The 25,026-nt window shown below is 45.7% G+C and carries 25 protein-coding genes; 13 read left to right on the forward strand and 12 right to left on the reverse strand.

Annotation, left to right across the window (positions count from 1 at the left end; all coding sequences use genetic code 11):
- The first annotated feature begins 6 nt into the window (after positions 1-6).
- From BC643_RS02410 to BC643_RS02420, 3 genes are all read left to right on the forward strand, one after another.
- Positions 7-1,356 (forward strand): peptidylprolyl isomerase, encoded by a 1,350-nt coding sequence (locus BC643_RS02410; protein ID WP_120271577.1) that lies wholly within the window; start codon positions 7-9, stop codon positions 1,354-1,356.
- A gap of 7 nt (positions 1,357-1,363) precedes the next feature.
- Positions 1,364-2,329 carry an AAA family ATPase gene (locus BC643_RS02415; protein WP_120271578.1) on the forward strand — a complete coding sequence of 322 codons (966 nt, stop codon included), beginning with the start codon at positions 1,364-1,366 and terminating at the stop codon, positions 2,327-2,329.
- A gap of 99 nt (positions 2,330-2,428) precedes the next feature.
- On the forward strand, positions 2,429-3,859 hold the full coding sequence (locus BC643_RS02420; protein ID WP_170154428.1) for an OstA-like protein: 1,431 nt from the start codon (positions 2,429-2,431) through the stop codon (positions 3,857-3,859).
- 43 nt (positions 3,860-3,902) lie between these two features.
- Here BC643_RS02420 and BC643_RS02425 read toward each other — a convergent pair whose 3' ends face one another.
- The 3 genes from BC643_RS02425 to BC643_RS02435 all read right to left on the reverse strand — a co-directional run bounded on the left by BC643_RS02425 (position 3,903) and on the right by BC643_RS02435 (position 5,527).
- Positions 3,903-4,124, reverse strand: a complete 222-nt coding sequence (locus BC643_RS02425) for a DUF2795 domain-containing protein (protein WP_120271580.1) — start codon at positions 4,122-4,124, stop codon at positions 3,903-3,905.
- Positions 4,125-4,208: 84 nt separating this feature from the next.
- Positions 4,209-4,775 carry a cob(I)yrinic acid a,c-diamide adenosyltransferase gene (locus BC643_RS02430; RefSeq protein ID WP_120271581.1) on the reverse strand — a complete coding sequence of 189 codons (567 nt, stop codon included), beginning with the start codon at positions 4,773-4,775 and terminating at the stop codon, positions 4,209-4,211.
- Between the two features lie 53 nt (positions 4,776-4,828).
- Positions 4,829-5,527: an ABC transporter ATP-binding protein gene (locus BC643_RS02435; protein ID WP_120271582.1), complete on the reverse strand. Its 699-nt coding sequence runs from the start codon at positions 5,525-5,527 to the stop codon at positions 4,829-4,831.
- Between the two features lie 200 nt (positions 5,528-5,727).
- Between BC643_RS02435 and recG the strand changes: the two genes are divergently transcribed.
- The 9 genes from recG to ggt all read left to right on the forward strand — a co-directional run bounded on the left by recG (position 5,728) and on the right by ggt (position 15,518).
- Positions 5,728-7,827 (forward strand): ATP-dependent DNA helicase RecG, encoded by a 2,100-nt coding sequence (gene recG / locus BC643_RS02440; RefSeq protein WP_120271583.1) that lies wholly within the window; start codon positions 5,728-5,730, stop codon positions 7,825-7,827.
- 276 nt (positions 7,828-8,103) lie between these two features.
- Positions 8,104-8,517 carry a SoxR reducing system RseC family protein gene (locus BC643_RS02445; RefSeq protein WP_120271584.1) on the forward strand — a complete coding sequence of 138 codons (414 nt, stop codon included), beginning with the start codon at positions 8,104-8,106 and terminating at the stop codon, positions 8,515-8,517.
- A gap of 8 nt (positions 8,518-8,525) precedes the next feature.
- Positions 8,526-9,473, forward strand: a complete 948-nt coding sequence (locus tag BC643_RS02450; RefSeq protein ID WP_245994843.1) for a Fe-S cluster domain-containing protein — start codon at positions 8,526-8,528, stop codon at positions 9,471-9,473.
- Between the two features lie 11 nt (positions 9,474-9,484).
- Entirely contained in the window at positions 9,485-10,816 is a 1,332-nt protein-coding gene (rsxC, locus tag BC643_RS02455; RefSeq protein WP_120271585.1) for an electron transport complex subunit RsxC, read from the forward strand.
- A gap of 43 nt (positions 10,817-10,859) precedes the next feature.
- Positions 10,860-11,843, forward strand: coding sequence for an RnfABCDGE type electron transport complex subunit D (locus BC643_RS02460; RefSeq protein ID WP_120271586.1), 984 nt, complete (start codon positions 10,860-10,862; stop codon positions 11,841-11,843).
- On the forward strand, positions 11,843-12,493 hold the full coding sequence (locus BC643_RS02465; RefSeq protein ID WP_211337952.1) for an RnfABCDGE type electron transport complex subunit G: 651 nt from the start codon (positions 11,843-11,845) through the stop codon (positions 12,491-12,493). Before BC643_RS02460 ends, BC643_RS02465 begins: the two co-directional genes overlap by 1 nt.
- Before the next feature lie 5 nt (positions 12,494-12,498).
- Entirely contained in the window at positions 12,499-13,074 is a 576-nt protein-coding gene (gene rsxE, locus BC643_RS02470; protein ID WP_245994847.1) for an electron transport complex subunit RsxE, read from the forward strand.
- Between the two features lie 11 nt (positions 13,075-13,085).
- Positions 13,086-13,658 carry an electron transport complex subunit RsxA gene (gene rsxA / locus BC643_RS02475; protein ID WP_120271588.1) on the forward strand — a complete coding sequence of 191 codons (573 nt, stop codon included), beginning with the start codon at positions 13,086-13,088 and terminating at the stop codon, positions 13,656-13,658.
- A gap of 162 nt (positions 13,659-13,820) precedes the next feature.
- Positions 13,821-15,518 (forward strand): gamma-glutamyltransferase, encoded by a 1,698-nt coding sequence (ggt, locus tag BC643_RS02480; RefSeq protein ID WP_120271589.1) that lies wholly within the window; start codon positions 13,821-13,823, stop codon positions 15,516-15,518.
- Between the two features lie 83 nt (positions 15,519-15,601).
- Here the strand turns inward: ggt and BC643_RS02485 are convergent, their stop codons facing one another.
- Positions 15,602-16,198, reverse strand: a complete 597-nt coding sequence (locus BC643_RS02485) for a hypothetical protein (RefSeq protein WP_120271590.1) — start codon at positions 16,196-16,198, stop codon at positions 15,602-15,604.
- Between the two features lie 422 nt (positions 16,199-16,620).
- Here BC643_RS02485 and BC643_RS02490 point away from each other — a divergent pair, with 422 nt between their 5' ends.
- Positions 16,621-17,880, forward strand: coding sequence for an Nramp family divalent metal transporter (locus tag BC643_RS02490; protein ID WP_120271591.1), 1,260 nt, complete (start codon positions 16,621-16,623; stop codon positions 17,878-17,880).
- A gap of 50 nt (positions 17,881-17,930) precedes the next feature.
- On the opposite strand, the gene BC643_RS02495 is transcribed toward BC643_RS02490, so the two are convergent.
- The 8 genes from BC643_RS02495 to BC643_RS02530 form a co-directional block, all read right to left on the reverse strand.
- Positions 17,931-18,353 carry an SRPBCC family protein gene (locus BC643_RS02495; RefSeq protein WP_120271592.1) on the reverse strand — a complete coding sequence of 141 codons (423 nt, stop codon included), beginning with the start codon at positions 18,351-18,353 and terminating at the stop codon, positions 17,931-17,933.
- Positions 18,354-18,433: 80 nt separating this feature from the next.
- Positions 18,434-19,495 (reverse strand): ribosome small subunit-dependent GTPase A, encoded by a 1,062-nt coding sequence (gene rsgA, locus BC643_RS02500; RefSeq protein ID WP_120271593.1) that lies wholly within the window; start codon positions 19,493-19,495, stop codon positions 18,434-18,436.
- 43 nt (positions 19,496-19,538) lie between these two features.
- Positions 19,539-20,114, reverse strand: coding sequence for a DJ-1/PfpI family protein (locus BC643_RS02505; RefSeq protein WP_120274109.1), 576 nt, complete (start codon positions 20,112-20,114; stop codon positions 19,539-19,541).
- 50 nt (positions 20,115-20,164) lie between these two features.
- Positions 20,165-20,440: a helix-hairpin-helix domain-containing protein gene (locus tag BC643_RS02510; protein WP_120274110.1), complete on the reverse strand. Its 276-nt coding sequence runs from the start codon at positions 20,438-20,440 to the stop codon at positions 20,165-20,167.
- A 30-nt stretch (positions 20,441-20,470) separates the two neighbouring features.
- A complete protein-coding gene (locus BC643_RS02515; RefSeq protein WP_120271594.1) occupies positions 20,471-22,213 on the reverse strand; it encodes a hypothetical protein in 1,743 nt (580 codons plus the stop codon).
- 80 nt (positions 22,214-22,293) lie between these two features.
- Entirely contained in the window at positions 22,294-23,379 is a 1,086-nt protein-coding gene (locus tag BC643_RS02520; protein ID WP_120271595.1) for a BamA/TamA family outer membrane protein, read from the reverse strand.
- A gap of 195 nt (positions 23,380-23,574) precedes the next feature.
- On the reverse strand, positions 23,575-23,994 hold the full coding sequence (locus BC643_RS02525; RefSeq protein ID WP_120271596.1) for a hypothetical protein: 420 nt from the start codon (positions 23,992-23,994) through the stop codon (positions 23,575-23,577).
- A 109-nt stretch (positions 23,995-24,103) separates the two neighbouring features.
- Positions 24,104-25,012 (reverse strand): helix-turn-helix domain-containing protein, encoded by a 909-nt coding sequence (locus tag BC643_RS02530; RefSeq protein ID WP_120271597.1) that lies wholly within the window; start codon positions 25,010-25,012, stop codon positions 24,104-24,106.
- Positions 25,013-25,026 lie beyond the last annotated feature (14 nt).

Here is a 25,026-nt window from a genome sequence, read left to right on the forward strand (position 1 = left end):
ATCGATATGTTCCGAAAAGTATTGACTGCTTTTACCATGATTTCCTGCCTGACAAGCAGTTATACCGTATTTGCTCAAGACAAGATTGTTGATCAGATTGTTGCCGTAGTAGGTAGCAACATCATCATGAAATCTGACATTGAAGAGATGTATATGAACAACCAGGCACAGGGTGTGACCACCGACGGTGACATGAAATGTGAGATTCTGGAAGATTTTCTGGTGGAAAAATTGCTGTTAGCCGAAGCTGAACTGGACACCAACATCACGGTGACCGACAGCCAGATCAACCAACAGCTGGACCAGCGGATGCAATACTTTATCAAGAACCTGGGTTCTGAAAAAGCAGTTGAAGCTTATTTCAAGAAACCAATTATCGAAATCAAAGCGAGTTTGCAGGAAGTTATCAAAAACCAACTGCTGACAAGCCAAATGCAAAATAAAATCACCGGTGAAGTAACGATTACTCCGGCTGAAGTACGTTATAAAGTGCGGAACTCGAACCCGAATGACTTGCCGATGGTTGAACCACAGGTTGAATACGCGCAAATCAGCCTGTTCCCTCCAATCTCCATCGAAGAAGAAAACCGGATCAAAGCTCGTTTACGTGAATTCAAGAAGCGTATCGAAGACGGCGAAAACTTTGCAACCTTGGCTGTACTATACTCTGAAGGCCCTTCGGCGCCAAACGGCGGTGAATTAGGCTACATGGGACGCGCTCAACTCGATCCGGCTTACGCAGCAGCAGCTTTCAACCTTCGTGGAGACCGTGTGTCGAACGTTGTGAAAAGTGATTTCGGATACCACATCATCCAATTGGTTGATCGTCGTGGTGAGCAAATCAACACTCGTCACATCATCTTGAAACCGAAACCTTCAACTCAGGCGTTGGAAGATGCTTCAGCTCGTCTTGACAGTCTTGCGTCATTGATTCGTCGCGATAAGATTACATTTGAAGATGCTGCCATGCGCTTCTCGGCTGATAAAAACTCAAGAAACGGAGGTGGTATTGCCATCAACCCATATACCATGTCTTCAAAATGGAAAAAGCAGGAACTTGATCCTGATGTGAGTAAAGTACTCGACAACCTGAAGGAAAACGAGATTTCTGATCCATTCCAAACGATTGACGACAAACAACGAACTGTTTTCAAAATCGTGAAGTTGATCAACCGTTCGAAAGAACACCGCGCTAATCTTCAAGACGATTACCAGTTATTGTCGGACATGTATTTAAAAGAAAAGCAAGACGAGGCTTTGAATAAGTGGATTGCTGAAAGACAATCAAAAACTTATATCCGCATTGACGATTCCTATGTAAATTGTAACTACAAGTTCAAGAACTGGATTAAATAACCATTTTATGGTAGAATTCAAAAACGAGGTAGAAGCAGTTGACACCCTGAGCGCCAAGATGAAAAGTCTGCGCGAAGAGGTCAAGAAACGCATCTATGGACAGGACGAAATTGTTGATCAGGTTCTGATCTCCATGTTCAGTCGTGGTCACTGTTTGCTGGTTGGGGTTCCCGGGCTGGCAAAAACCTTGTTGGTGAATACCATTGCTGAAGTTTTTAACCTGAAATATAACCGCATTCAGTTCACTCCGGACTTAATGCCATCGGATATTATCGGAACGGAAATTCTGGACAAGGAACGCAATTTCAAGTTTATCCAGGGCCCTTTGTTTGCGAACATCATTCTGGCCGACGAAATTAACCGTACGCCTCCAAAAACTCAGGCTGCCTTGCTCGAAGCGATGCAGGAAAGAGCGGTAACTGCGGCAGGGCAACGATTCAATCTCGATAAGCCATTTTTTGTGTTGGCTACACAAAACCCAATCGAGCAGGAAGGAACCTATCCCCTGCCCGAAGCGCAACTCGACCGTTTCATGTTTTCAATCTGGCTGGATTATCCCAAGTTTGACGACGAGCTGACAATTGTGAAAAACACGACGTCAGCGCAAAAAGCAGATTTGAGAGCCATCATTTCCGCCGACGAAATCCGCTATTTCCAGGACCTGATTCTGAAGATTCCGGTGAATGACAATGTACTTCGCTATGCGGTTACTTTAGCTGCGAAGACCCGGCCCGGAACAGAATTGGCAGATCCGCTGGCCGACAAATATTTGAAATGGGGAGCAGGCCCACGAGCATCCCAGTACCTGATTCTGGGTGCCAAAACTAATGCGGCTGTCTCCGGAAAATATTCACCCGACATTGAAGATGTGCAGGTCGTTGCCAAAAACATCCTTCGTCACCGGATCATCAAAAACTACAAAGCTGAAGCTGAGGGAATCTCGGTTGACCAGCTCATCGCTAAATTGTTGTAATTAAACCGACTCATGTCTCATTCTGGTCACAAACTTCAATTTCTCCTGTTACTACTTTTTGCTTTGCCTTTTGGCCTTATGGCGCAAAACAAGGCTGAAGTGAAGATTGTACAGGCTGAAACCTGGAAGAACAACCAAAAGATTGTAAAAAACGCGAACCGGCTGTTAGGCGATGTCATCATCGACCATGAGGATATCCGCATGTGGTGCGACAGCGCTTACATGTACACCGACACCAACATTGTTGATGCTTTTGGCCGCGTGCATATCCTGAAATCAGACACCCTCAATATGTACGCGCGATATGTCCGCTATAACGGAGATACCAAATGGGCTTTCGCATCGGGGAATGTAAAGCTGATCAATAAGCAGGTCACCTTAACAACCGACACGCTTAACTACGACATGAACCAGGGTGTGGGTTACTACGACGATTACGGCACCGTGCAGGATAGCGCGAACACGCTCTACAGTAAAATTGGCGAATACTATACACAACTCGACAAAGCCTATTTTAAGACAGAAGTTGACGTGACGACCGACACCTACAAAATGCTGTCGGATACCTTGGTCTATGAGCCTAAAACCGGCATCACGTCCATCGTAGGGCCAACAACTATTTTTGACGAAAAAGACACGCTTATCGCCTCTTCCGGATTCTACAATACGAAAACCGGCGAAACGGAGCTTCACAAATACCCGATCATAAAAACTGAAGGGCAAGATATCACCGCCGAATCAATTTTCTACAATAAAATTAGCGGCGACGGTCTGGCTGTTGGCGATGCCAGCATTCATGATTTCAAAAACCGGGTGATTGTAAAGGGAAACCGGATTACCTACAACGACATTCGGAAAGAGTCCCTGGTGAATGACTCGGCATTGGTGCTGTTTTATACGCAAAAGGACACCCTTTTTATGCACGCTGACACGCTTCGGACACTCCCGGACTCAATACCGGACGAGAAAATCGTTAAAGGGTATTTCAACGTCAAGTTTTTCCGTCAGGATCTGCAGGGAAAATGCGATTCGCTGGTTTACTTCACCCGCGACTCGACCTTGTGCCTGCATCACGATCCGATTATCTGGTCTGAGACCAATCAGTTAACGGCGAACTACATGGAAATGGTGGCCAAAGATTCGATCAACCAGGAATTCACCATGACCCAAAACTCTTTCATTGTTGCACAGCAAGACTCGGCCATGTTTAACCAAATCAAAGGGCGGAACATGAAAGGATACATCCGGGGAAACCAACTTTACAAAATTGATGTTGATGGTAACGGCCAAAGCCTTTATTACGCCAGCGACGACACGGGTGTTATTGGTTTGAACAAAGCGCAGAGCAGCACCATCGAAATTCGACTGCAGGACAGCAAAGTCACGCGCATTGCTTTTGTTACCACGCCCGACGGGCAGTTAGTGCCAATACCTGAAGTTACCGAACCTGAAAAGAAATTACCAGGCTTCAACTGGTTGGACGATCAGCGTCCAAAAAAACTGGAAGACATCTTCATCAAACAAAAATAGCAGGACGAATCCTGCTATTCAGTTGAAGATATGTTAATCTCGATTAATACTCATCTTCGTTAAAGAAGAAGTCGTCTTTGCTCGGATAATCCGGCCAAATGTCTTCGATACTTTCAAAAACTTCTCCTTCTTCTTCAATCTCTTGTAAGTTTTCAATTACTTCAAGAGGAGCCCCTGAACGAATTGCATAGTCAATCAACTCATCTTTAGAGGCAGGCCATGGCGCATCTTCCAATTTTGATGCTAGTTCTAGTGTCCAGTACATATTAGAGCGGTATTTTTAGTTTTATTTTTATTGATTTTGCGAATATAGAAAAAAATAGAACATGTACAACAAAAAAAATATTTCTTAGCTTTTATCTGAAATCCAAGGAGTTTCAGTCACTTTTTGATCAAAATTCAACTTCCGGCTTAGTACGAAAAGGTAGTCTGAAAGGCGATTTATGTACTTCACCAGATTCTGATCAAGATCAACCTGGTCAGCCAACTCAACGATTCGTCTTTCGGCCCGGCGGCATACAGTGCGGGCAACATGTGCAAATGCAGCGGCCTGGCAACCTGTCGGCAAGATGAAGTGATTCAACTTCGGAAGAATTTCGAACATTTGATCCATTTCCTGCTCCAGCAGCTCAATGTCCTTCTCCGTACACGGTAACTGCGCTTTCAACGCCCCTGCATTGTCGTCCATTGCCAGGTGAGCTCCGATCACAAATAGTTTTGATTGAACATTGGTCAGCACTTCACGTACGTTCTGATCGTTCGTGGCGGATAAAACCAGCCCAACATGACTGTTCAATTCATCAACTGTTCCGTACGCTTCCAAACGGATATCGTATTTCTTTACGCGGGTACCGCCGATCAAACCGGTAGTTCCGTCGTCGCCGGTCTTGGTATAAATTTGTACTTCTTTTGCCATCTCAAAAAACTTTCATTCCTAACCGGCATTGGCCGATCGTTGATTTAATTGATTCAATAAACCGGATTTGGATTGACAATATCCGATTCAACTTGCCCGTCTTTCAACCGGATGATCCGGTGTGCGTGGCGTGCGATGTCTTCTTCGTGCGTTACAACAACCAAAGTATTTCCTTGTTTATGGATTTCGGAGAACAACTGCATAATTTCTTCCGAAGTTGTTGAGTCCAGGTTTCCGGTGGGCTCGTCAGCCAACAAAATTGCCGGCCGGTTAACCAGAGCCCGGGCAACAGCAACCCGTTGTCGCTGACCTCCGGAAAGCTCATTGGGTTTGTGTTCCATCCGTTCCTCCAGGCCGACGTTGACCAGAATTTTTTCAGCACGCTCAACCCGCTCCTGCTTTCTAACTCCGGCATAAACCAGTGGTAACATCACGTTCTCGAGTGCCGTATTCCGTGGCATCAGGTTAAAGGTCTGGAAAATGAAACCGATCTCTGAATTTCGGATCTCAGCCAACTCATCATCCGACAAGTCACTTACATCTTTGCCGTTCAGAACATAGTTGCCCGCTGTTGGTGTATCCAAACAGCCAATTACGTTCATCATGGTCGACTTACCGGATCCGGAAGCTCCCATGATTGCAACATACTCACCCTCATGGATAACCAGGTTGACCGAGCGCAGTGCCCTAACAATTTGCGTTCCTACTTTATAATTTTTAACGATCTCCTTTAGGCGAATGACTTCTTTCATAAATTAAAATGTTTCATGGTTTTAGTTGTTTCTCCGCACAAATCGGGCCATCTCAAAATCCAAGTAAATATAATCATATGCGCGCAATTTCAGATTGCACCAAGTAGTAATTTAATTCTAAAAATATTTAAACAAGTAAAATCTACGGATATTTTACTTGAAGGTCGAAGCGGAAACAGGTTAATTTTTATCTTTGCTACATGCCCGATTTTTTGGATCAAGATATCAAGTTTTTGGCAGGCGTCGGCCCCCAACGAGCAGAATTACTGAAGAAGGAACTGAACATTGCCAGTTTCCGCGATCTGCTCTACTATTTCCCATATAAATACATCGATCGCACCAAGTTTTATAAAATAGCAGAGCTTGATGCCAACCAGGCGTACATTCAGGTAAAAGGAACGCTCGGTAATTTTGAGCTAATCGGCGAAGGCCGCAAACAGCGTTTGCTGGCCTCCTTTCACGATTCAACCGGAAGCATGGATTTGATCTGGTTCGCCGGAATAAAATACATCCGCGAGAACCTGAAACCCCGACAGGAATACGTTGTTTTTGGGAAGCCATCTGTCTTTAACGGGCGTGTAAATATTATTCATCCTGAAATCGAAACGGCCAGTGCTCAGCAGGTAACAACCGGTGTTTTACAGGGTTTTTACAATACCTCTGAAACGTTGAAGAAACGTTTCCTGAATACCCGGGCCATCAATAAAATTCAATATAACCTGGCTTTGGCAATTGAAGGGAAAATTTACGAAACACTCCCCCCTTCGGTTCGTGAGCCACTGAGGTTGATGTCGCTGAAAGATGCACTTCGGCAAATACACTTTCCGGAGAATACGCAACTGCTACAAAAAGCGACCTTCCGCCTAAAATTTGAAGAACTCTTTTATATACAGCTGAAAATACTCAGCCTGAAGCACCGCCGCGAGGAAGTTTTCAAAGGCTTCGTATTCGAGCATGTGGGCTACAATTTCAACACCTTCTTTCAAAACAACCTTCCGTTTGAGCTGACCAATGCCCAAAAGAAGGTCATTCGCGAGATCCGGAAAGACTTGGGGAGCGCCCGGCAAATGAACCGCTTGGTTCAGGGCGATGTAGGCAGCGGCAAAACGCTGGTTGCCCTGATGGTCGCGCTCATCGCCTTCGACAATGGCTACCAGGCCAGTTTGATGGCGCCAACAGAGATTCTGGCAACACAACACTACAACACAATTAGCCGGATGTTGAATGGCATTAGCATTCAGGTTGCCCTGCTGACTGGCTCGACACGGAAAAAGGAGCGTGAACGAATCTATGCGGGGATTGAAAGCGGCGAAATTCAATTTTTAATCGGCACCCATGCCCTGATTGAAGACACCGTAAATTTCATAAAACTTGGTCTGGTCATTGTTGACGAACAACACCGCTTCGGAGTTGCACAGCGGGCCAAGTTGTGGAAGAAAAATGCCGGTATTCCGCCACATGTTTTGGTGATGACCGCCACTCCAATTCCGCGCACCCTGGCCATGACACTGTACGGCGATTTGGATGTGTCGGTGATCGACGAGCTGCCTCCGGGCAGAAAACCAATTGAAACTCGCCACTACCTTGAAAATCGACGCGAACAAGTTTACAAGTTTATTCGCGATCAGGTTGATAAAGGACGCCAGGCATACATCGTTTATCCGTTGATTAGCGAATCGGAAAAGCTGGATCTGAAAAACCTGGAGAACGGCTACGAGTTGCTTCAAAAAGTCTTCCCGCGTTATAAACTTAGCATGGTTCACGGAAAGCTGAAACCGGCAGAAAAGGATGCGGAAATGAACCTCTTTAAAGAAGGCAAAACACAGATCATGGTTGCAACAACCGTAATTGAAGTGGGTGTGGATGTACCCAATGCTTCAATAATGGTGATCGAAAGTGCTGAGCGGTTCGGACTCTCGCAACTTCATCAGCTGCGCGGGCGGGTTGGCCGTGGTGCCGAACAATCCTATTGTCTGCTCATGTCGTCATACAAAATAAGCAATGAAAGCCGCAAACGACTCGAGACCATGGTTCGCACAAATGATGGTTTCGAAATAGCAGAAGTCGATCTGCAACTGCGTGGCCCCGGCGATCTGGAGGGAACGCAGCAAAGCGGTCTTGGTTTCAACCTGAACATTGCCAATTTGGGTAAAGACGGCGAAATATTACGCATTGCGCGGGACACTGCCGCTAACATACTCGATAACGACCCGCATCTGCAAAGCCATGAAAACCAGCTCCTGGTTTATCATTTACAGCGAATGAAGAACACCGAATTCGACTGGAGTATCATCTCCTAAACCTAAAATCCGGGGAAAATTTTGATTTCAAAATAAAGTAATTACATTTGCCGTGCAATCGATTGTACAAGCACATTTGCAAAACAATGATTTTTGTCACAAAAGCTTGTATCAACCTGATTGTCAGTTGTAAAATTGCAATAAATATTCTCTATTATTTATAAAGAATATAAATAAGAACAGAAGTTTTAAAAATAATTTTACAACATAAGCAAGTTATACAAATAGGTATAGTTTTGCAGCGAAAAGCTTTAGGGGTTATTAAGTTATTGAAGGATGTCAGGTGAAATTACACACACGGGAATTGTAAAAAAGCTTTCAGAAAAGGGGTTGATTGTCAGCATTATCAATGAATCAGCATGCGCATCCTGCCATGCGAAAGGAGCCTGTACCGCTGCCGATATGAAAGATAAAGAAGTGGAAATTCATCATTTCGATGGCGAATATTCCGTCGGACAACACGTCTCCATTATCGGTAAAACGGAGCAAGGTTTTAAAGCACTTTTCTGGGGATATTTACTTCCTTTTTTACTTGTCCTAACCATTCTTATTGTTTCAACCTCAATTGGCCTTTCCGAGGGAATAAGTGGCCTGTCAGCAATTGCTGTTTTAGTGCCCTATTACCTGTTTCTGTACCTGTTCAGAAATAAAATGAAAAAATCTTTTGAATTTGAAATCAAGCCTTTATAAATGTACCCATGAACATGACAATTGTTTATACGATTATTAGTTTGAGTGCAATCGGAACATTGGCGGCAGTGATTCTGTACTTTGTTGCTCAAAAATTTAAAGTATATGAAGATCCACGGATCGACGATGTAGAAAAATCCCTGCCCGGTGCAAACTGCGGCGGTTGTGGTTTTGCCGGATGCCGCGCTTTTGCCGAAGCTTGTGTGAAAGCTTCAGACCTCTCGGGTCTTTTTTGCCCTGTTGGCGGTAACGATTGCATGACCGGTGTTGCCGACATTTTAGGCATGGAAGCCGTTGCACAAACACCTAAAGTTGCGGTTGTACGTTGTAGCGGAAGCTGTGAGCATCGTCCGAAAACAAACCAGTTCGACGGCGCTTCTTCCTGCGCGGTTGCGGCTTCGCTCTATAGTGGCGATACCGGCTGTCAGTACGGCTGTTTGAGCCATGGCGACTGTGTTACTGCCTGCGAATTCGACGCCATCCGCATGAACCCGGAAACCGGTTTACCGGAAGTGATCGACGACAAATGTGTGGCTTGCGGCGCCTGTGTGGATGCCTGTCCGAAAAGCCTGATTGAATTGCGTAAAAAAGGACCGAAAGATCGTAAGATCTACGTTTCCTGCCGCAATGAAGAAAAAGGTGGCGTGGCCAAAAAATCCTGCTCGGTTGCCTGTATCGGCTGTAGCAAATGTGCGAAAGTTTGCCCGTTCGATGCGATCACCATGAGTAATAACCTGGCTTACATCGACTCCGACAAATGTAAACTTTGCCGCAAATGCGTTGTGGAATGTCCGACAAATGCGATTGTCGAACTCAACTTCCCGCCGCGCAAGCCAAAAACCGAAGATCTGCCTCCCAAACCAGCTGCCAAGCCTGCAGCACCTAAGGCAGAAAAACCGGCAGTTTCAGAAGATGCTGCCCCCGAAAGTGAAACCAAGAACAACGAAACTAAATAAGGAGGCCAATCGTGTTAAAAACGTTTAAGTTAGGCGGGGTCCACCCGGCTGAAAATAAGTTTTCGGCCGATAAAGCCATCGAAAAGCTGGCTTTACCCAAAAGTGTTTTTATCCCCGTAGCCCAACATATTGGAGCACCGGCGCAGGCGCTGGTTAAAAAAGGAGATCAAGTTAAAGTTGGACAAGTGATCGCCAAAGCGGGCGGTTTTGTTTCTGCCAACATCCACTCATCTGTTTCCGGAACCGTTACAAAGGTTGATTTAGCAACCGATGCTTCCGGATATCCGAAACAAGGTATTTTCATTGAAGTTGCCGGTGATGAATGGGAAGAGTGTATCGTTACCGATGAAACGCTGGTCGAAAGATTTGAAGCTGACAGCAAAACAATCATCGACAAAATTAATGAAGCAGGTATCGTAGGATTGGGAGGTGCGACCTTCCCTACCCACGTCAAATTGATGCCACCTCCGGGATCAAAAGCAGAAATGCTGATCATTAATGGTGTGGAATGTGAGCCTTACCTGACTGCCGACCACCGCCTGATGCTTGAAAAAGGTCCGGAACTGTTGGTGGGAATCCGTTTGCTGATGTGTGCATTGAGTGTCAATAAAGCCTACATCGGCATCGAGAACAACAAGAAAGACGCCATTGAAAGCCTGAAAAAACTTTGTGCTTCAGATGCATCGATTGAGGTTGTTCCGTTGAAAGTGAAATATCCGCAAGGAGGCGAAAAGCAGCTGATTAAAGCGGTAACCGGTCGCGAAGTTCCATCGGGAGCATTGCCAATCGCTGTTGGAGCAGTGGTGAGCAACGTCGGTACTGCGTTTGCTGTTTACGAAGCCGTTCAAAAAAATAAGCCGCTCATCGAGCGTGTTGTCACCGTTACCGGTAAATCCCTGTCAAAACCATCGAACTTTCTGGTTCGCATCGGTACTCCCGCCAACGAGTTGGTTGAAGCAGCAGGCGGTCTTCCTGAAGATACCGGTAAAATTATCAGCGGTGGCCCGATGATGGGAAAAGCGGTTGCATCATTGGATATTCCGGTTACCAAAGGAACATCAGGAATCCTGATTATGCCCGATCCGGATGCCAAACGCAAAACCAGCCAAAACTGTATTCGTTGCGGTCGCTGTGTCACCGTTTGCCCAATGGGACTGGAGCCATTCCTGCTGATGACGGTTTCCGAAAAACAAATTTGGGAAAGAGCCGAAAAAGACTGCATCATGGATTGTATTGAATGCGGATCGTGCAGCTTCACCTGCCCCGCCGATCGTCCGTTGCTCGACTACATCCGTTTAGGCAAAGGAAAAGTCGGACAAATCATCCGCAGCAGAAAAAAATAAACCTCAAAACAAAAATCAACGAAATCATTCAGAATAAATAAAGATGAGTAAACTGCTTACCATATCACCTTCACCGCACGTCCATACCAGCGACTCGGTGAATAAGATCATGTACCGGGTTATTCTGGCCCTGGTTCCGGCTTTGGTCTGGTCGGTATTCATGTTTGGTCTCGATGCGGTTCGGGTAACTTTGTTAGCCGTTGTTGCCTGCATGGGATTCGAATACCTGATCCAGCGCTTCCTGATGAAGGAAGAGCCGAAAATAACCGATGGATCAGCCGCGCTGACCGGTATTTTATTAGCATTTAACGTACCCGCATCCATCCCCAGCTGGATTATTATTATTGGAGCGCTGGTGGCTGTTGGTGTCGGCAAACTGTCGTTCGGCGGACTGGGAAATAACCCGTTCAACCCGGCATTGGTTGGCCGCGTGTTCCTGCTAATTTCGTTCCCGGTTCAAATGACCAGCTGGCCAATTGGCATTCATGCACAAACCGACGCGGTAACGACCGCTACGCCGCTGGCAATCCTGAAAGAAGGCGTTAAAAATGGTCAGCCTGTTGCCGACCTGATGCACAATCTTCCTTCCAGCATCGACCTGCTTTATGGTAACATGGCCGGTTCGATGGGTGAAATTTCAGCGATGTTGCTGTTACTTGGTTTCGCCTACATGTTGTGGAAAAAAGTGATTAGCTGGCATATTCCCGTTTTCGTTTTGGGAACCATTTTCGTTTTCCAGGGCGTCTTGTTCCTGGCAAACCCGGATAAATTTATTGAACCTGTGTTCCACCTATTGACCGGTGGTGCGATGCTTGGAGCAATCTTCATGGCAACCGACATGGTCACCTCGCCAATGACCCATAAAGGCCAGCTGATCTTCGGTATTGGAATCGGTGTTATCACGGTGCTCATCCGTAACTTCGGTGCTTATCCGGAAGGAATCTCATTCGCGATCCTGATTATGAACGGCTTCACCCCGTTGATTAACGCCTACGTGAAACCAAAACGTTTTGGAGGGAAAAAGTAATGGCTATTCAATCAAGTTTTAAAAATATGGTGCTGACCCTGCTGACGGTTTCATTGATTTCGGCCACCGTTCTGGGTTTTGTGCACAGCCTCACCAAAGATGCTATTGAAGCATCGAAATTGAAAGCGCAGAATGATGCGATCAAAGCAATTCTGCCTGAATTCGATCACCTGGGAGCAAGCTGGAAAGCGCTTCCTGCTGATGCTTCCGACAGTTTAACCTTTTTCCCGGCCTATGACGGATCGAACCAACTTGTTGCCGTAGCTGTGAAAAGTTACACGAACAACGGGTTCAGCGGATTGATTGAAATTATGGTCGGTTTTAAACCCGAAGGCGACATTACCGGCTACCAGGTACTCGAAACCAAAGAAACACCGGGGCTGGGATCGAAAGCACAGGATTGGTTTAGCAATGAAGCCAAGCCAAAGCAAAACATTATTGGTAAAAACCCCGGCACAACGGATATGCATGTAAGCAAAGACGGTGGCGATGTGGATGCGATTACCGCGTCAACCATTACATCCCGTGCTTTTCTGGAAGCTGTTCGCCGTGCTTACGATACATTTAAAAGTGCAGCGCCCGCTTCGGCAACACCAGAGCAAACTGCTGCAGCAACAGCAGAACCTGTAACAGAAGGAGGTGAATCATGAATCAGATGAATAACTTCACAAAAGGATTTTTTAGAGAGAACCCCATCTTTGTTCTTCTGCTGGGGATGTGCCCAACGCTTGGGGTAACTTCTTCGGCCATCAACGGACTGGGGATGGGATTGGCAACAACCTTCGTGTTGGTAATGGCAAACATGTCGGTTTCGATGGTGAAAAACGTGATTCCGGACAAAGTGAGGATCCCGAGCTTCATCGTCATTATCGCAGCCTTCGTAACTGTTGTTGAGTTGCTGATGCAGGCTTACCTGCCAGCCTTATTCAAAAGCTTAGGTCTGTTCATCCCGTTGATCGTGGTAAACTGTATCGTACTGGGACGTGCCGAAGCATTTGCCTCAAAAAACAATGTGGTATCATCGGCAATCGACGGTGCCAGCATGGGACTTGGGTTCTCACTGGCATTGACCATGCTGGGAGCTATCCGCGAATTTCTGGGTAGCGGCATGATGTTCGGCATCAGAATTTACCCCGAAGATTACGGCATGCTGCTGTTCGTTTTGGCACCAGGCGCGTTCATCGCACTGGGCTACCTGATTGCCATTATCAATAAACTCAGAAAAGCATAGGAGACTGACAAATGGAATATATCTTAATCATTATATCTGCTGTATTTGTACACAACATTGTACTGTCGCAGTTCCTCGGAATTTGTCCGTTCTTGGGCGTATCCAAACGTATTTCGACAGCCGTTGGGATGACCGGTGCTGTAACCTTCGTTTTGGTTTTGGCAACCATTGTAACCTACCTGATTCAGAAAAATGTCTTGGATCCCTTCAACATCGGTTACCTGCAAACCATTTCATTCATCCTGATTATCGCATCGCTGGTGCAGCTGGTTGAAATTATTCTGAAAAAAGTCAGTCCGTCGTTATACCAGGCATTGGGTGTTTTCCTGCCGCTGATTACAACCAACTGTGCGATCCTTGGGGTTGCCATCCTGACCATTCAGAAAGACCTGAACCTGATCGAGAGCGTGGTTTTTGCCGCTTCAAACGCAATTGGCTTTGGTTTGGCTTTGGTGCTGTTTGCCGGTATCCGCGAACACCTGGATTTAATTGAAATACCAAAAGGTTTAAAAGGAACCCCAATTGCCTTAATTGTTGCCGGTATCCTGGCAATGGCTTTTATGGGTTTTAGTGGTCTAGTTTAATTTTTCGAACCGATATAAATTTTGAAAAGCAGTCCTTCGGGATTGCTTTTTTTGTTACTGCAAATCCGGTTTTGGTCATACTTCACACAGAATTAAAGCCCCCTTTGGCATTTCTTCTGAAAAGTTGGATACATTTAGCGCTACAACTGAAAACCACCTTTTATGAGCAAAATAATTCCTCTCTTGCTGATTGCAGCAATTCTCATTCAATGTAAACCAAGTACTCAAGATAAAGAAAAGACAACCGAGCGTGGTTTGATCGGACAATCAGCTATGGTTGTGTCGGCTCGTGAAGAAGCTTCTGAAGTTGGACTGGCCATTCTGAAAAAAGGCGGCAATGCCTTCGATGCGATGGTTGCAACAGATTTGTCGCTGTTGGTTTCCTTCCCCTTTGCCGGGAACATCGGTGGCGGAGGCTTCATGGTTTACCGGCTGGCCAATGGTGAATGCGGGGCAATTGACTATCGCGAAAAGGCGCCTTTTGCCGCATCACACGACATGTATCTGGATGAACAAGGGAATGTGATTCCCGGGAAAAGTACTTTAGGCGCGATGGCAATCGGCGTTCCCGGAACGATCGCCGGCCTGTTTGCCGTTCACGAAAAGCTGGGCTCACTGCCGATGAAAGACCTCATTCAACCGGCTATTGACTTGGCGACGAACGGCGTTGTTGTCACCGAAAAACAAGCCAATCGATTAAACCATTACCGGCATTTATTCAGCCAGGCCAACAAGCGAACCATTCTGCTCGACAAAGAATGGACTGCCGGTGATACCATTCGATACCCGGAATTGGCCGAAACATTGACCCGCATCCGCGACCATGGCAAAGACGAATTCTATAAAGGAAAAACCGCCCAATTGCTAGTAGATTACGTGCAGCAGTTAGGCGGAATTATAACAATGGACGACTTGGCTGCTTACGAAGCCAAATGGAGGACACCCATTACCTTCACCTACAACGGCAACAAAATCATATCGATGCCACCGCCATCCAGCGGAGGTATTTGCCTGGCGCAGATTTTAAAAAGCATTGAGCCGTTCAACATCAGCCAATACGGCCAAAACTCGGTTCAATATATTCAATTATTGACCGAGGCTGAAAGACGGGCTTACGCTGATCGCGCACATTTTTTGGGCGATCCGGATTTTGTCGATATCCCTACCGACAGTTTGATAGACCCGGCTTATTTGAACCAGCGCATGGCTGATTTCTCTTGGGAAAAAGCCAGCCGATCGACGGACATCTCTCATGGTGAATTGAATGCTTACGAAAGCAACGAAACAACCCACTACTCCATCGTCGATTCGATGGGTAATGCGGTTTCTGTAACCACAACGTTGAACGGTGCCTACGGATCGAAAGTCTACGTGGCAGGAGCAGGTTTCTTCCTGAACAACGAGATGGACGATTTCAGCTCGAAACCGGGAACGCCGAATATGTTTGGACTGGTTGGAGCCGAAGCGAATGCCATTGCCCCGGAGAAACGCATGTTGAGTTCGATGACGCCAACAATTGTAGAGCAAGGCGGAAAACTGAAAATGGTGGTTGGAACGCCGGGAGGATCGACAATCATTACTTCAGTTGCCCAAAACATTCTCAACGTACTGGATTACGATATGGGCATGCAGGAATCCGTTTCACAACCTCGTTTTCATCACCAATGGCTGCCGGACGATGTTCGCTTCGAGCCGGGTTTTGACACACTGGTATTTGCTCCATTGCGGGACTTGGGCTACAACATCGATCAAAGCAACTCCCCCATTATCGGGAAAGTTGACGCTGTCTTGCTATTGCCCGACGGATCGCTGGAAGGCGGTGCTGACCCCAGAGGCGACGACAAAGCGGCGGGGTTCTAACTAGAAATTCACACGCACATTAACATGAAAAAGGGATAACAACCATGCAGTTGTTATCCCCACCTTCATAGCAGGTTGCAGATCTATACCAGCATTTCTACTGTCTCGAAAGCCGAAGCATTCAGCATTTGCAGCATTTGCCAGCCATATTCAGGATTCACATACATCAGGTTGATGAGTAGCTCGAAATCACCACATAAACGGTAATACATGAGCGAGTTGACAGTCATGCCATTCGGATAAATTGCACTCAGGTTGAAGAGTTGAAAATCTAATCCGGACACCATTACCTCAGTCGCTGCCGATTCAACCCTAGCTTGCGGTAATTCAGTTTTAAAAGCTTGCAACAGCGTTTGACATTCCCGGGCACAAGCATCTTTGTAATTGCCTTCCAGCACGACATCGTACGGTCGCCAGCTCGCTTCGAGGAAATTCGCATCGTCGGCTTTGTAAACAAACAAAATCTCGGGGCGACTGCCAATCGGCTCAGCCGAGCTTTTCTCAATGGCCTGTTCACCCTTCTCAGTTATCGATGACCACTGTTCCGCTGTTACTTCTTGAAAATTTTCAGGGATCGATATTTCCCATTTCAGATTATCGAGCTCATACTTCCGGCTGCAATCGCTCTGCGGTTTCCCCAAACCCAGAACAGCCCGAATACCATTATAAATTGTATTCATGCGCGTTTGCTTTTATTTTTCTCTTATTCCCCCTGGAGTCCCACTCCTTCTATTGAACGCAAACAATAAACTAAATATTTTACAAACTAAACATTTGTGCTTTATCTATTTTGTTAACAATCGGCTGTTTATAGTAAATTTCAACCAATATGTAACCGGTTTATAAATCGCGACTAAGGAACATAATTCTGTATTGCCTGAAAATACAGGGGATTTAGCTCTTCCCTGCATGTAACCTTTCGATCATTCTGCACTAAAGCAGTTTCCCATTGGATCTTTCGATTTTACGTTGCATTTAATTTCTTACTCAGGTGCGTTTCTCCCCAAAAGCTTGAAAGAAATGTTAAATCACCTGCAAACAAAGATGGCACAGTAACAGAATAACTCATTCGAAGCTTATTTTTGTTTACCAAATTGAACTTATGTGGGGTATCTTTAAATTCGACACCAAGAACCATCAGCCCAGACTTGGCGCGGCTGAAATCTTCAAATTTATTGGTCCGGGACTGCTGGTCACCGTTGGCTTTATCGACCCGGGAAACTGGGCTTCGAACCTGGCTGCGGGCGCCCAGTTCGGATACTCCCTGTTGTGGATGGTCACGCTCTCCACGATTATGCTCATCGTGCTTCAGCACAATGTTGCCCACCTGGGAATCGTAACCGGTCTTTGTCTCTCAGAGGCTGCCACCGAGCATTTAAAACCGCTTTATTCGCGCGGATTGCTGATCTCGGCCATGATGGCTTCAGTTTCAACCTCGCTGGCTGAAATTCTTGGGGGAGCCATCGCCTTGAAAATGCTATTTGATATCCCTATCGTAATCGGATCGGTACTTGTCACGGTTTTTGTCATCATCATGTTGTTTTCCAAAAACTACCGGGTAATCGAAAAATGGATCATCGCCTTCGTTTCTGTCATCGGGCTTTCATTTCTGTACGAGCTTTCGCTGGTTGACGTGGCATGGGGACAAGCCGTAAAAGGCTGGGTAACACCCTCCTTCCCCGAGAATTCGATCCTGGTGATCATGAGCGTGCTTGGAGCTGTTGTGATGCCGCATAACCTGTTTCTGCATTCCGAAATCATTCAAAGCCGCCAATGGAACCTGGCCGACGATGCCGTGATCAAAAAACAACTGAAGTACGAGTTCTTCGATACGCTGTTCAGTATGATTATTGGCTGGGCCATCAACAGCGCCATGATTTTGCTGGCTGCTGTAACCTTTTTTAAAACGAAAACCCCGGTTGATGAACTGGAGCAAGCCAATCATCTCTTAGGGCCACTTTTGGGTAGTCATGCCTCCAACGTGTTTGCCGTAGCGCTACTGTTTGCCGGCATCTCGTCAACCATTACTTCAGGCATGTCGGCAGGAAGTATTTTTGCAGGAATTTACAAGGAACCCTACGATATAAAGGACAGTCACTCCAAACTTGGTGTGATCCTCTCACTGGTATTGGCACTCATCATCATTTTCTTTATTTCCAATCCTTTCCAGGGATTGTTGATTTCACAAATGGTTTTGAGCATCCAGCTCCCGTTGACGATTTTTGCACAGGTTTATCTCACCTCATCCGAAAAGGTGATGGGGAAATATAAAAACTCCATAAAATCAAAATGGATGCTTTATGCCCTGGGCGCAATCGTTACAGCTCTGAATATTGTGTTATTTGTTAGTGCTTTTCAGTAGAAATTCAATATTCAATCAATTAGGAATACGCACGAGCTAAACTGAGCTTTTTAACTACCACAAACTTCCTTTGTTAGCCGATCCAGGTTTTGCTCGTTGGAAGGAATAACAACTGGCGCCACAATATTGGCAACCTCTTCGCTGTCAAACTCCTGATTCCAGTCAACGACTGTCCCTGTCTTCGAATCGATTAGTTGGATAGTTAAAGTGAAATGTGGCTGCGAAAGGTGCCGGATAACCACCTTTTCATTGCCAATAATTTCAACAAACTCGGATTCGTTGGCATAGTCAGTTCCATCAGGCCCGTGCATGATAAACGACCACCGTCCTCCGGCTTCAAACTCAAACAACTTAAACGTGTTCGAAAAGCCGTCTGGCCCCCACCAGCGAGCCAATCGATCAGGTTCGCTTATCGCATCGAAGACCTGCCCTGGTGACGCTGAAATCTCGCGTGATGTCTGGAATGTTTTCATCTTGTTTTGTTTTCTTATAGAATACAAACCGCTACAATTCTGTTTTGCCTCCGTCAGTTTCTGTCCAAACCGTGGTTTTATTACTTCTTATAATTCCCCTTTTTGTAGTTTTTCATCAGCTTCCCGAAATCCTTATCCTTTTTGCGTTTTTCGGCCACCGTCGATTCAAAGTGCTGCTGTTCCCGCGTCATTCTCAGGTAATTTTCATACGAAGCCTGATCAATCGCTCCAGTTTCCAAAGCCGCCAATACCGCACAACCGGTCTCCGTGGTGTGCGAGCAGTCCTTAAAACGGCATTCTTCGGAAAGCTCCAGAATTGTTCCGAATGTTAATTCAATTCCGCCAACCGAATCCGCCATGCCCACCTCGCGCATTCCCGGATTATCTATGATAATTCCGCCGCTTTCGAGAACCTTTAACTCGCGGTGAGTAGTCACGTGTTTCCCGCGGTTCGTATGCTCGCTGATCACGTCGGTTTGCATCAGTTGCTGACCAAGCAACGTGTTTAAAAGTGTGGACTTTCCAACGCCAGAAGAGCCCAACAAACAATAGGTCTTCCCTTGGTCCAGCATCTGCTTTAATTCATCAATCCCCTGTTTCGATTCATTGCTGATTGTTAAAATTGGAACGTCTTTAACTCTTTTCCGAACGCTTTCCAATAATTCTACCGAAGCTGCGGCCTCAATCAAATCAATTTTGCCCAGGATGACGATCGGCTCAACATTTGAGTTGTGGCAAATCGCCAGATAACGTTCAATCCGATTAATGCTGAAATCACGGTCGACAGCCAGCACAATAAAAGCTTTGTCAATATTGGTTGCAATAATTTGCTTCTCCCCTTTTTTACCGACTGCCTGCCGCTCGATCACCGACTTTCGCGGCAAAACAGCATGAATCAGTGCTTTGTCGTCGTCGTACTCCGATACAGCCACCCAATCGCCAACAGCCGGAAAATCGGCCCGGCTTTGAGCCGAAAAGCGCAAATTACCGAGTATTTCAGCGTCGTATTCGGTCTCAGCTGTCTTCACTACATAGCGCTCCTTGTGCTCGGCAATTACCCGTCCAATGGTGAAAGTACCCAAACCATGTTCGGTTCGGTAATGCTCCAAGTCGCTGGTGTATCCTAAATCTTCAAGGGTCATCTTTCTATTTATTTCGGAGTAATTTTCACCATTTATTTCAACACTAAAATCCCATCAACTGCCGCACGTAATCGGCATTTTCTCTGGTGGTCAGATTTTCGAGTAAGAGCAACGCAACATTCATCGCTGTCGACGGATTCCAGGAAGTGATCAGCTGATCGTCCATGACGATAGGTTGATGAAGAACATTGACGCCAAAGCTGCTCAAAGCTTCCCTGCGAACAGGGTTGTTGTAGGTCGTTCCTTTTTTGCCAGCCAGCACACCACTTTTACCCAGAGGCAACGCCCCAACACATATCGAGGCAATGATTTTATTCTCGGCCTCAAACTTTCGGATCAAATCCAGAAACCGCTCGTCGTAAGCATCGTTGTAAAAACCGTAAACCTCAAATCCGCCGGGCACAGCCAGCGCATCGAATTGGCAGACATCAATTTCATCAATCACATAATCGACGCCAAAGCGCTGACTAAAGGAACTTTTAATCTCTTTTCGCAAAGCGCCCGTATACAATTTTGTGGTGCCGTCACCTTCTTCCAGGTTCCACCCCATCACGTCGATAAACACACTGGCTTCAAAAACTTCAAATCCCTCGGCTAGTAGTAAGAGTATATTTTTCATATCGGATCTTATTTCCATTCGTTTCGTGAATCATCCATCAAAACTAAGCCTCATCTTGGGTCTTTCCAATACCACCATTTCAGTTTTTCAGGCTCTTGCTCATTTCCTGGTGTTTCGGCAAAATAAACGGCACAACGGAAGACATAAAGCAGACAGCGATCCTGAACTACACCCGCATAGCGGTTCGATAAATCATAAAGCACTTCGGGATCTTTGCCCACCAAATCCGCGACCTTCAAAATCCCAATATTCCAAAGATCATCAGCAATTGATTTCCCGACACCGGGGATGGTTTTTAGTTCTTTTATCGACTGTTCTTTATTCATTGTCGTTTCCATTTCAAATTTCCTACCCACTTAAAATACAATATCAATATCTAAACCGTTGAAATAAGCCGTTGGAGAGTGAGAAGACAGGACGACTCCGTACTTCAGTTTCAGGGGAACAATATATTCCAGCGGAATCCGCAACCAGGTGGGCAAGTTATAATAATTGATGTTTAGCAGCGATCCAAACTGAACGCCAATTGAAGGCGTAAAAACAAATTCAGTTGCCCCGTCTACAAATTGAACACCGGCTTCGGTATAGTTCGACAAGCCCAAAAATCGTTTTTCGCCTACCCAAATATCGAGGTTATTACGAAGCCCCGCCTTCACCTGTTGTGCAAAATAGGGCGAAAAAGTGTCGTCTTTATATGCTTTTATATCCCCCAGGCTATAAGCCAGCGTGTAGCCCATCCAGTAATCAACGGTTCCTCTTTTACCGCCACGCTCATTATGCGTGTAAATACTCACCGGATTACCAAAATTCACCCTGAAATCCACCCCTTCGTAGTATCGTCCATGAAAAGCAGGCCCGTTGAAACCGATGATAAAAGAATTGGCAATGCGACTGCGTACAAAATTGCGGTAATACGGCGTTTGTCCGGCTTTCTGCATGCTATCGGTAATGGTAATACTGTCGGGAAACAAGGTATTCAAATCCGAATTAAAGGGAATCGGGACCAACTTCAATGCAGGAGTAGCCGCAATCAGGAAATCCGGCTGAAGCTTTTTGTCATCGGGAATAAGATTGTAAAAAGGAATGTGATTTTCATTCGAATAACTTTGCTCAAAGGCATTCCAAACATCCGACAGCGACAGGTGCACTGCCTTGATAATACGGTCGGCCTCATCAGTATATTCCTGGTGTTTGATCGCCAATAAACTGGTGTCCTTTTCCCAGGCATCGTGCGTGTGATTGAACGCTTTATCGCCATAAGCACGCCAGATATCGGCCTCGCGGTTAACAACCGTGCAACCTTCGTCATTATAAAAATCGTGCAAAGCCTTGTTGTTGGTAATGGAGGCAAATGAGGTACGCCGCACCACGAGGTGGCCTGCCGCGAAGCAATCTTCCAGAAAATGGTCGGCAAAGCCATTGAACAGAAATGCATAAAACAGCAGAACCTTCGCTTCTTCCGGATTGGTTTTGGCTAACCGGCCGCTTTGCTCTGCCAAATCAATGGCAACCGCATGCAAAGATACATACATATTAATGGCGTTGGTTCCATTCAATTCTTTAAAGATCGACCGCACTAATGACGGATTTTGACACTGTCGGATAAACTCCTTGTTGAAATGCCGCAATTGCTGCTGGAAGGTTTTATCGTATTCGTAAAAGTGCCCTAAGTTGACGGCTGCCTGCAGCGCATAGGCAAAGTCGGTGTGCGTCAGCTTTCCGTCGGGGGCGGAGGTGTAGCCCATATCCATGTACTGGTTGTGCAACAACAAAATCTGTTGCATGACCGAATTCTTTAGCCTCAGTTGCTTTTCCAGCAATAAGGGATTGGAGCAATGGTCACCACTCAGGCCGTTTAACACACCATACGAAATTTGCTGGCCTCCTTTGACCGACAAATCGGTGAAATACCAGACTGCTTCTTCGTCTTCCTGTATATTTAAAAATTGGAAAAACAGCGCCGTATTTCGTTGGTTCGAAACATCTGCCAACAAGCGGGAGAAAGCGACATCGCCAATATCCTTGTGTTCGGAATAGTTATAAGCAAACAGATTGCCGGTCCAGAAAAAAGCAATAAAGCCCCAAATTATCTTTCGCATAATCGATCATTTCTTTAAAGTTACAATCAATCAAGGCAACTACCGGCATGCATTAGAAAAAGATTAAAGCCCTTTGTACTTTAAAATGCTTCCCCGATCCTGAAATAAACGCCCCAATCATCCTGTCCTTTGGCCAGGTCGAGCCCAACCCGAATGCCGGTTTTCTCCAACAATACATATCTGAACCCCAGCCCTGCTCCCGGCAAAATCTTTCCGTTGTCACCATCGTTCACGCTGTCCAAAATCGAGGCAATTCCACCAAAACCAACAAAACCTACTTTATTAAATGGATTCCAGCGGTATTCAGCCTGCAAGGCCAATTGGTTGTTTCCCCTGTATTTTCCCTGGGTATACCCGCGGACATCGGTTCCGCCAATTACAAATTGCTGGTTAAACGACAAGTCGCCGATACCTACTCCACCATAAAAGCGGACAGCCAATACGTCGTTAAAAGATCGAACCGAAAAATATTGATTGTACTGCAGATCGATATTTCGCGACACAAAGTCGTTCCCCATCCACTCCGGGAAAGTGGTGAACTGAATCTTTGAATTGGACCCGCTAAATGGATTATATACGTTATTCCTCGAATCCAGTATCAGCTGAGCACCAACCGACTGTAATGCCGCTTCCAGATCGACAGGCGTATCCGCAAAATTTGTTTGAAAATCAACGTAGGTGTAACTCAAGCCCCCGTACAAATGCTCAACTATTTTCCGGTTAATAATGAACACGAAGAAATTGGCACGGGTATCGTACGGAATCCACCAATTCAACAGGTTCAGGAAAAACTGAAAGTTTAAGGTTCCCGTTCCAACCCCGGTTGAAATCCGCCAGGTATCTTCTTTCAGATAGAACATACCAAACGCTCCTGCCCCCCAACTTTCGTTTGCTGAATACAATCCAAGCGCACCAATCGTCGATAGCGGTGATAGCGTATCGTTTCTTAGTGGATTCAGCTGGATCATCGGAACAACACCTGTTATCATTCCTATTGACCGATTATAATTTACATACGGTAGGGGTATAAATTTGAAGTTATAACCGGAATGATCCAGTCGTTCTTTCTTTTCTTTTACGATTTGCTTTTCATCGTCGACAACTTCTTGGGCCACGACTGAAATAGACAATAACAGCAGGAGTGTTAGGCTAAGAATCTGTTTCATATTCTAATTTTAATCCAGAGAAGGACAACTCATTAGGTGGGTATCCCGGGGTTTCTTCTATTAAAGATAATTAGAAATGATGAAAATAGCAGCACACCAAACTGAATACAATTATTTTTTAATGGAACGCTAACTGCTGCACTTTAAGGTGTCGCAAAAATTCGAATGAATCAAAGCCAAAATCTTCAATTACGGCTATTTACGGGGCTTCAAAAAGAAGAGGGTAATCATCATCAGGGCAGCTACAAACTCGCAGCCGATACTGGTAAACATCAAAACCGACACATAAAGCATGTTATCGTGTGACAGGAAAGCAAATGCGCCGTCCATATAAACCAATCCAAAAATGATCAGCAAAATGCCAATGCCGATATATTCGCCTTTCCTGTTCTTGCTATTACGCCTGTTAGCCCGGATTACTTTGACGTAGGCTGCAATAAATACCAGCCGTATCGCAATGGCGAGTGAGATCCCAATTGTTGCTGATGTCGGATTTGCTCCAGGGGTCGTATCCTTGAGAATGCCCTGAATGACGGGAAACATCAGCAAAATTGACAGCACGACCAAGCCAACTGAGATCACCAAAATTCGTTCATTCCGCTGCACGTTTTCCATAGCCAGCTATTTACTTGCAGGACACCAAAATTGAAAACGTTCCAATTCGGCCCTCCCCTTTTAGCATACGTTTGCAAAGCGCAGCTGTTGCCCCGAAAGAAAAATGATTTCAGTTTTGTTGCCGGTATTCCTGCGGCGTCATTCCGGTTTTATTCTTAAACAGCCGGCTAAAATAGTGCGGATAGTTAAACCCCAAACGGTAAGCAATCCCACTAACCGATTCAGACTCACTCAGCAAAATTGTTTTGGCTTTGTCGATGATGTAGTTGTTGATCTGATCCTTGGCGTTGTAACCGGTTTCCTTTTTCAACAAATCACTCAAATAATTGGCAGAAAGGTGCACTCTCTGTGCGAAATATTCAATGGTGGGCATTCCTGTTTCAGCCAGTTTTCCACTTTCATAATAATCGGCTAACAACATCTGAAACCTGCTGACCACATCGGAATGCTGCGCCGACCTGGTGTTGAACTGACGCTCGTAATACCGTGTAGCCAGGTTCAGCAAAAGCTCCAGAGAAGACGCAATAACCGTCTGGCTGTGATTGTCGATTCTTTCCGAGATTTCGCCCCGGACAAAGTTCATGCAGTCCGTAATTGTTTTCTGCTCTGCCGGCGATAAATGTAATGCCTCGTGCACGTCGTACGAAAAGAATTTGTAGCTGTCGATGGTCTTTCCAAGCGGCATATTTCGAATTAAGTCGGGATGAAAGAACAGCATCCATCCCTGGATTTCGTCTTTCTTTTGCGCTCTCAAAACCGATTGCACCTGGTTGGGAGCCGTAAAGAAAAGAACACCTTCGTCAAAATCATAAGTATTTCGCCCGTATTGCAGGCCACAGCTTTTATCTTTTAAGCCAATCGAATACAAATCGGTTAAGGTTCTCATTCCCACCAAACTCTCGGGAATCGCCCACTCCGATACATCGATAATGCTGATGAGCGGATGCGTAGGTTTATGAAATCCGCACAACTCGTGCAAATGGCTCACTGATTTGATATGTACGATTTCGTCCATCATGAATTACAGCTCAA

It is taken from the genome of Mangrovibacterium diazotrophicum (assembly GCF_003610535.1).
Taxonomy (GTDB): domain Bacteria; phylum Bacteroidota; class Bacteroidia; order Bacteroidales; family Prolixibacteraceae; genus Mangrovibacterium; species Mangrovibacterium diazotrophicum.

Bases quoted from the DNA above. Each gene is read 5' to 3' on its own strand.
- BC643_RS02505 (WP_120274109.1), bottom strand. From the start codon at position 20,114: ATGAAAAATATACTCTTACTACTAGCCGAGGGATTTGAAGTTTTTGAA.
- BC643_RS02520 (WP_120271595.1), bottom strand. From the start codon at position 23,379: ATGAAACAGATTCTTAGCCTAACACTCCTGCTGTTATTGTCTATTTCA.
- rsxA (WP_120271588.1), top strand. From the start codon at position 13,086: ATGGAATATATCTTAATCATTATATCTGCTGTATTTGTACACAACATT.
- rsxE (WP_245994847.1), top strand. From the start codon at position 12,499: ATGAATAACTTCACAAAAGGATTTTTTAGAGAGAACCCCATCTTTGTT.
- rsgA (WP_120271593.1), bottom strand. From the start codon at position 19,495: ATGACCCTTGAAGATTTAGGATACACCAGCGACTTGGAGCATTACCGA.
- BC643_RS02450 (WP_245994843.1), top strand. From the start codon at position 8,526: ATGAACATGACAATTGTTTATACGATTATTAGTTTGAGTGCAATCGGA.
- BC643_RS02430 (WP_120271581.1), bottom strand. From the start codon at position 4,775: ATGGCAAAAGAAGTACAAATTTATACCAAGACCGGCGACGACGGAACT.
- BC643_RS02460 (WP_120271586.1), top strand. From the start codon at position 10,860: ATGAGTAAACTGCTTACCATATCACCTTCACCGCACGTCCATACCAGC.
- BC643_RS02490 (WP_120271591.1), top strand. From the start codon at position 16,621: ATGTGGGGTATCTTTAAATTCGACACCAAGAACCATCAGCCCAGACTT.
- BC643_RS02410 (WP_120271577.1), top strand. From the start codon at position 7: ATGTTCCGAAAAGTATTGACTGCTTTTACCATGATTTCCTGCCTGACA.
- BC643_RS02530 (WP_120271597.1), bottom strand. From the start codon at position 25,012: ATGATGGACGAAATCGTACATATCAAATCAGTGAGCCATTTGCACGAG.
- BC643_RS02510 (WP_120274110.1), bottom strand. From the start codon at position 20,440: ATGAATAAAGAACAGTCGATAAAAGAACTAAAAACCATCCCCGGTGTC.
- recG (WP_120271583.1), top strand. From the start codon at position 5,728: ATGCCCGATTTTTTGGATCAAGATATCAAGTTTTTGGCAGGCGTCGGC.
- BC643_RS02485 (WP_120271590.1), bottom strand. From the start codon at position 16,198: ATGAATACAATTTATAATGGTATTCGGGCTGTTCTGGGTTTGGGGAAA.
- BC643_RS02425 (WP_120271580.1), bottom strand. From the start codon at position 4,124: ATGTACTGGACACTAGAACTAGCATCAAAATTGGAAGATGCGCCATGG.
- ggt (WP_120271589.1), top strand. From the start codon at position 13,821: ATGAGCAAAATAATTCCTCTCTTGCTGATTGCAGCAATTCTCATTCAA.
- BC643_RS02525 (WP_120271596.1), bottom strand. From the start codon at position 23,994: ATGGAAAACGTGCAGCGGAATGAACGAATTTTGGTGATCTCAGTTGGC.
- BC643_RS02445 (WP_120271584.1), top strand. From the start codon at position 8,104: ATGTCAGGTGAAATTACACACACGGGAATTGTAAAAAAGCTTTCAGAA.
- BC643_RS02515 (WP_120271594.1), bottom strand. From the start codon at position 22,213: ATGCGAAAGATAATTTGGGGCTTTATTGCTTTTTTCTGGACCGGCAAT.
- BC643_RS02495 (WP_120271592.1), bottom strand. From the start codon at position 18,353: ATGAAAACATTCCAGACATCACGCGAGATTTCAGCGTCACCAGGGCAG.
- BC643_RS02435 (WP_120271582.1), bottom strand. From the start codon at position 5,527: ATGAAAGAAGTCATTCGCCTAAAGGAGATCGTTAAAAATTATAAAGTA.
- BC643_RS02465 (WP_211337952.1), top strand. From the start codon at position 11,843: ATGGCTATTCAATCAAGTTTTAAAAATATGGTGCTGACCCTGCTGACG.
- BC643_RS02415 (WP_120271578.1), top strand. From the start codon at position 1,364: ATGGTAGAATTCAAAAACGAGGTAGAAGCAGTTGACACCCTGAGCGCC.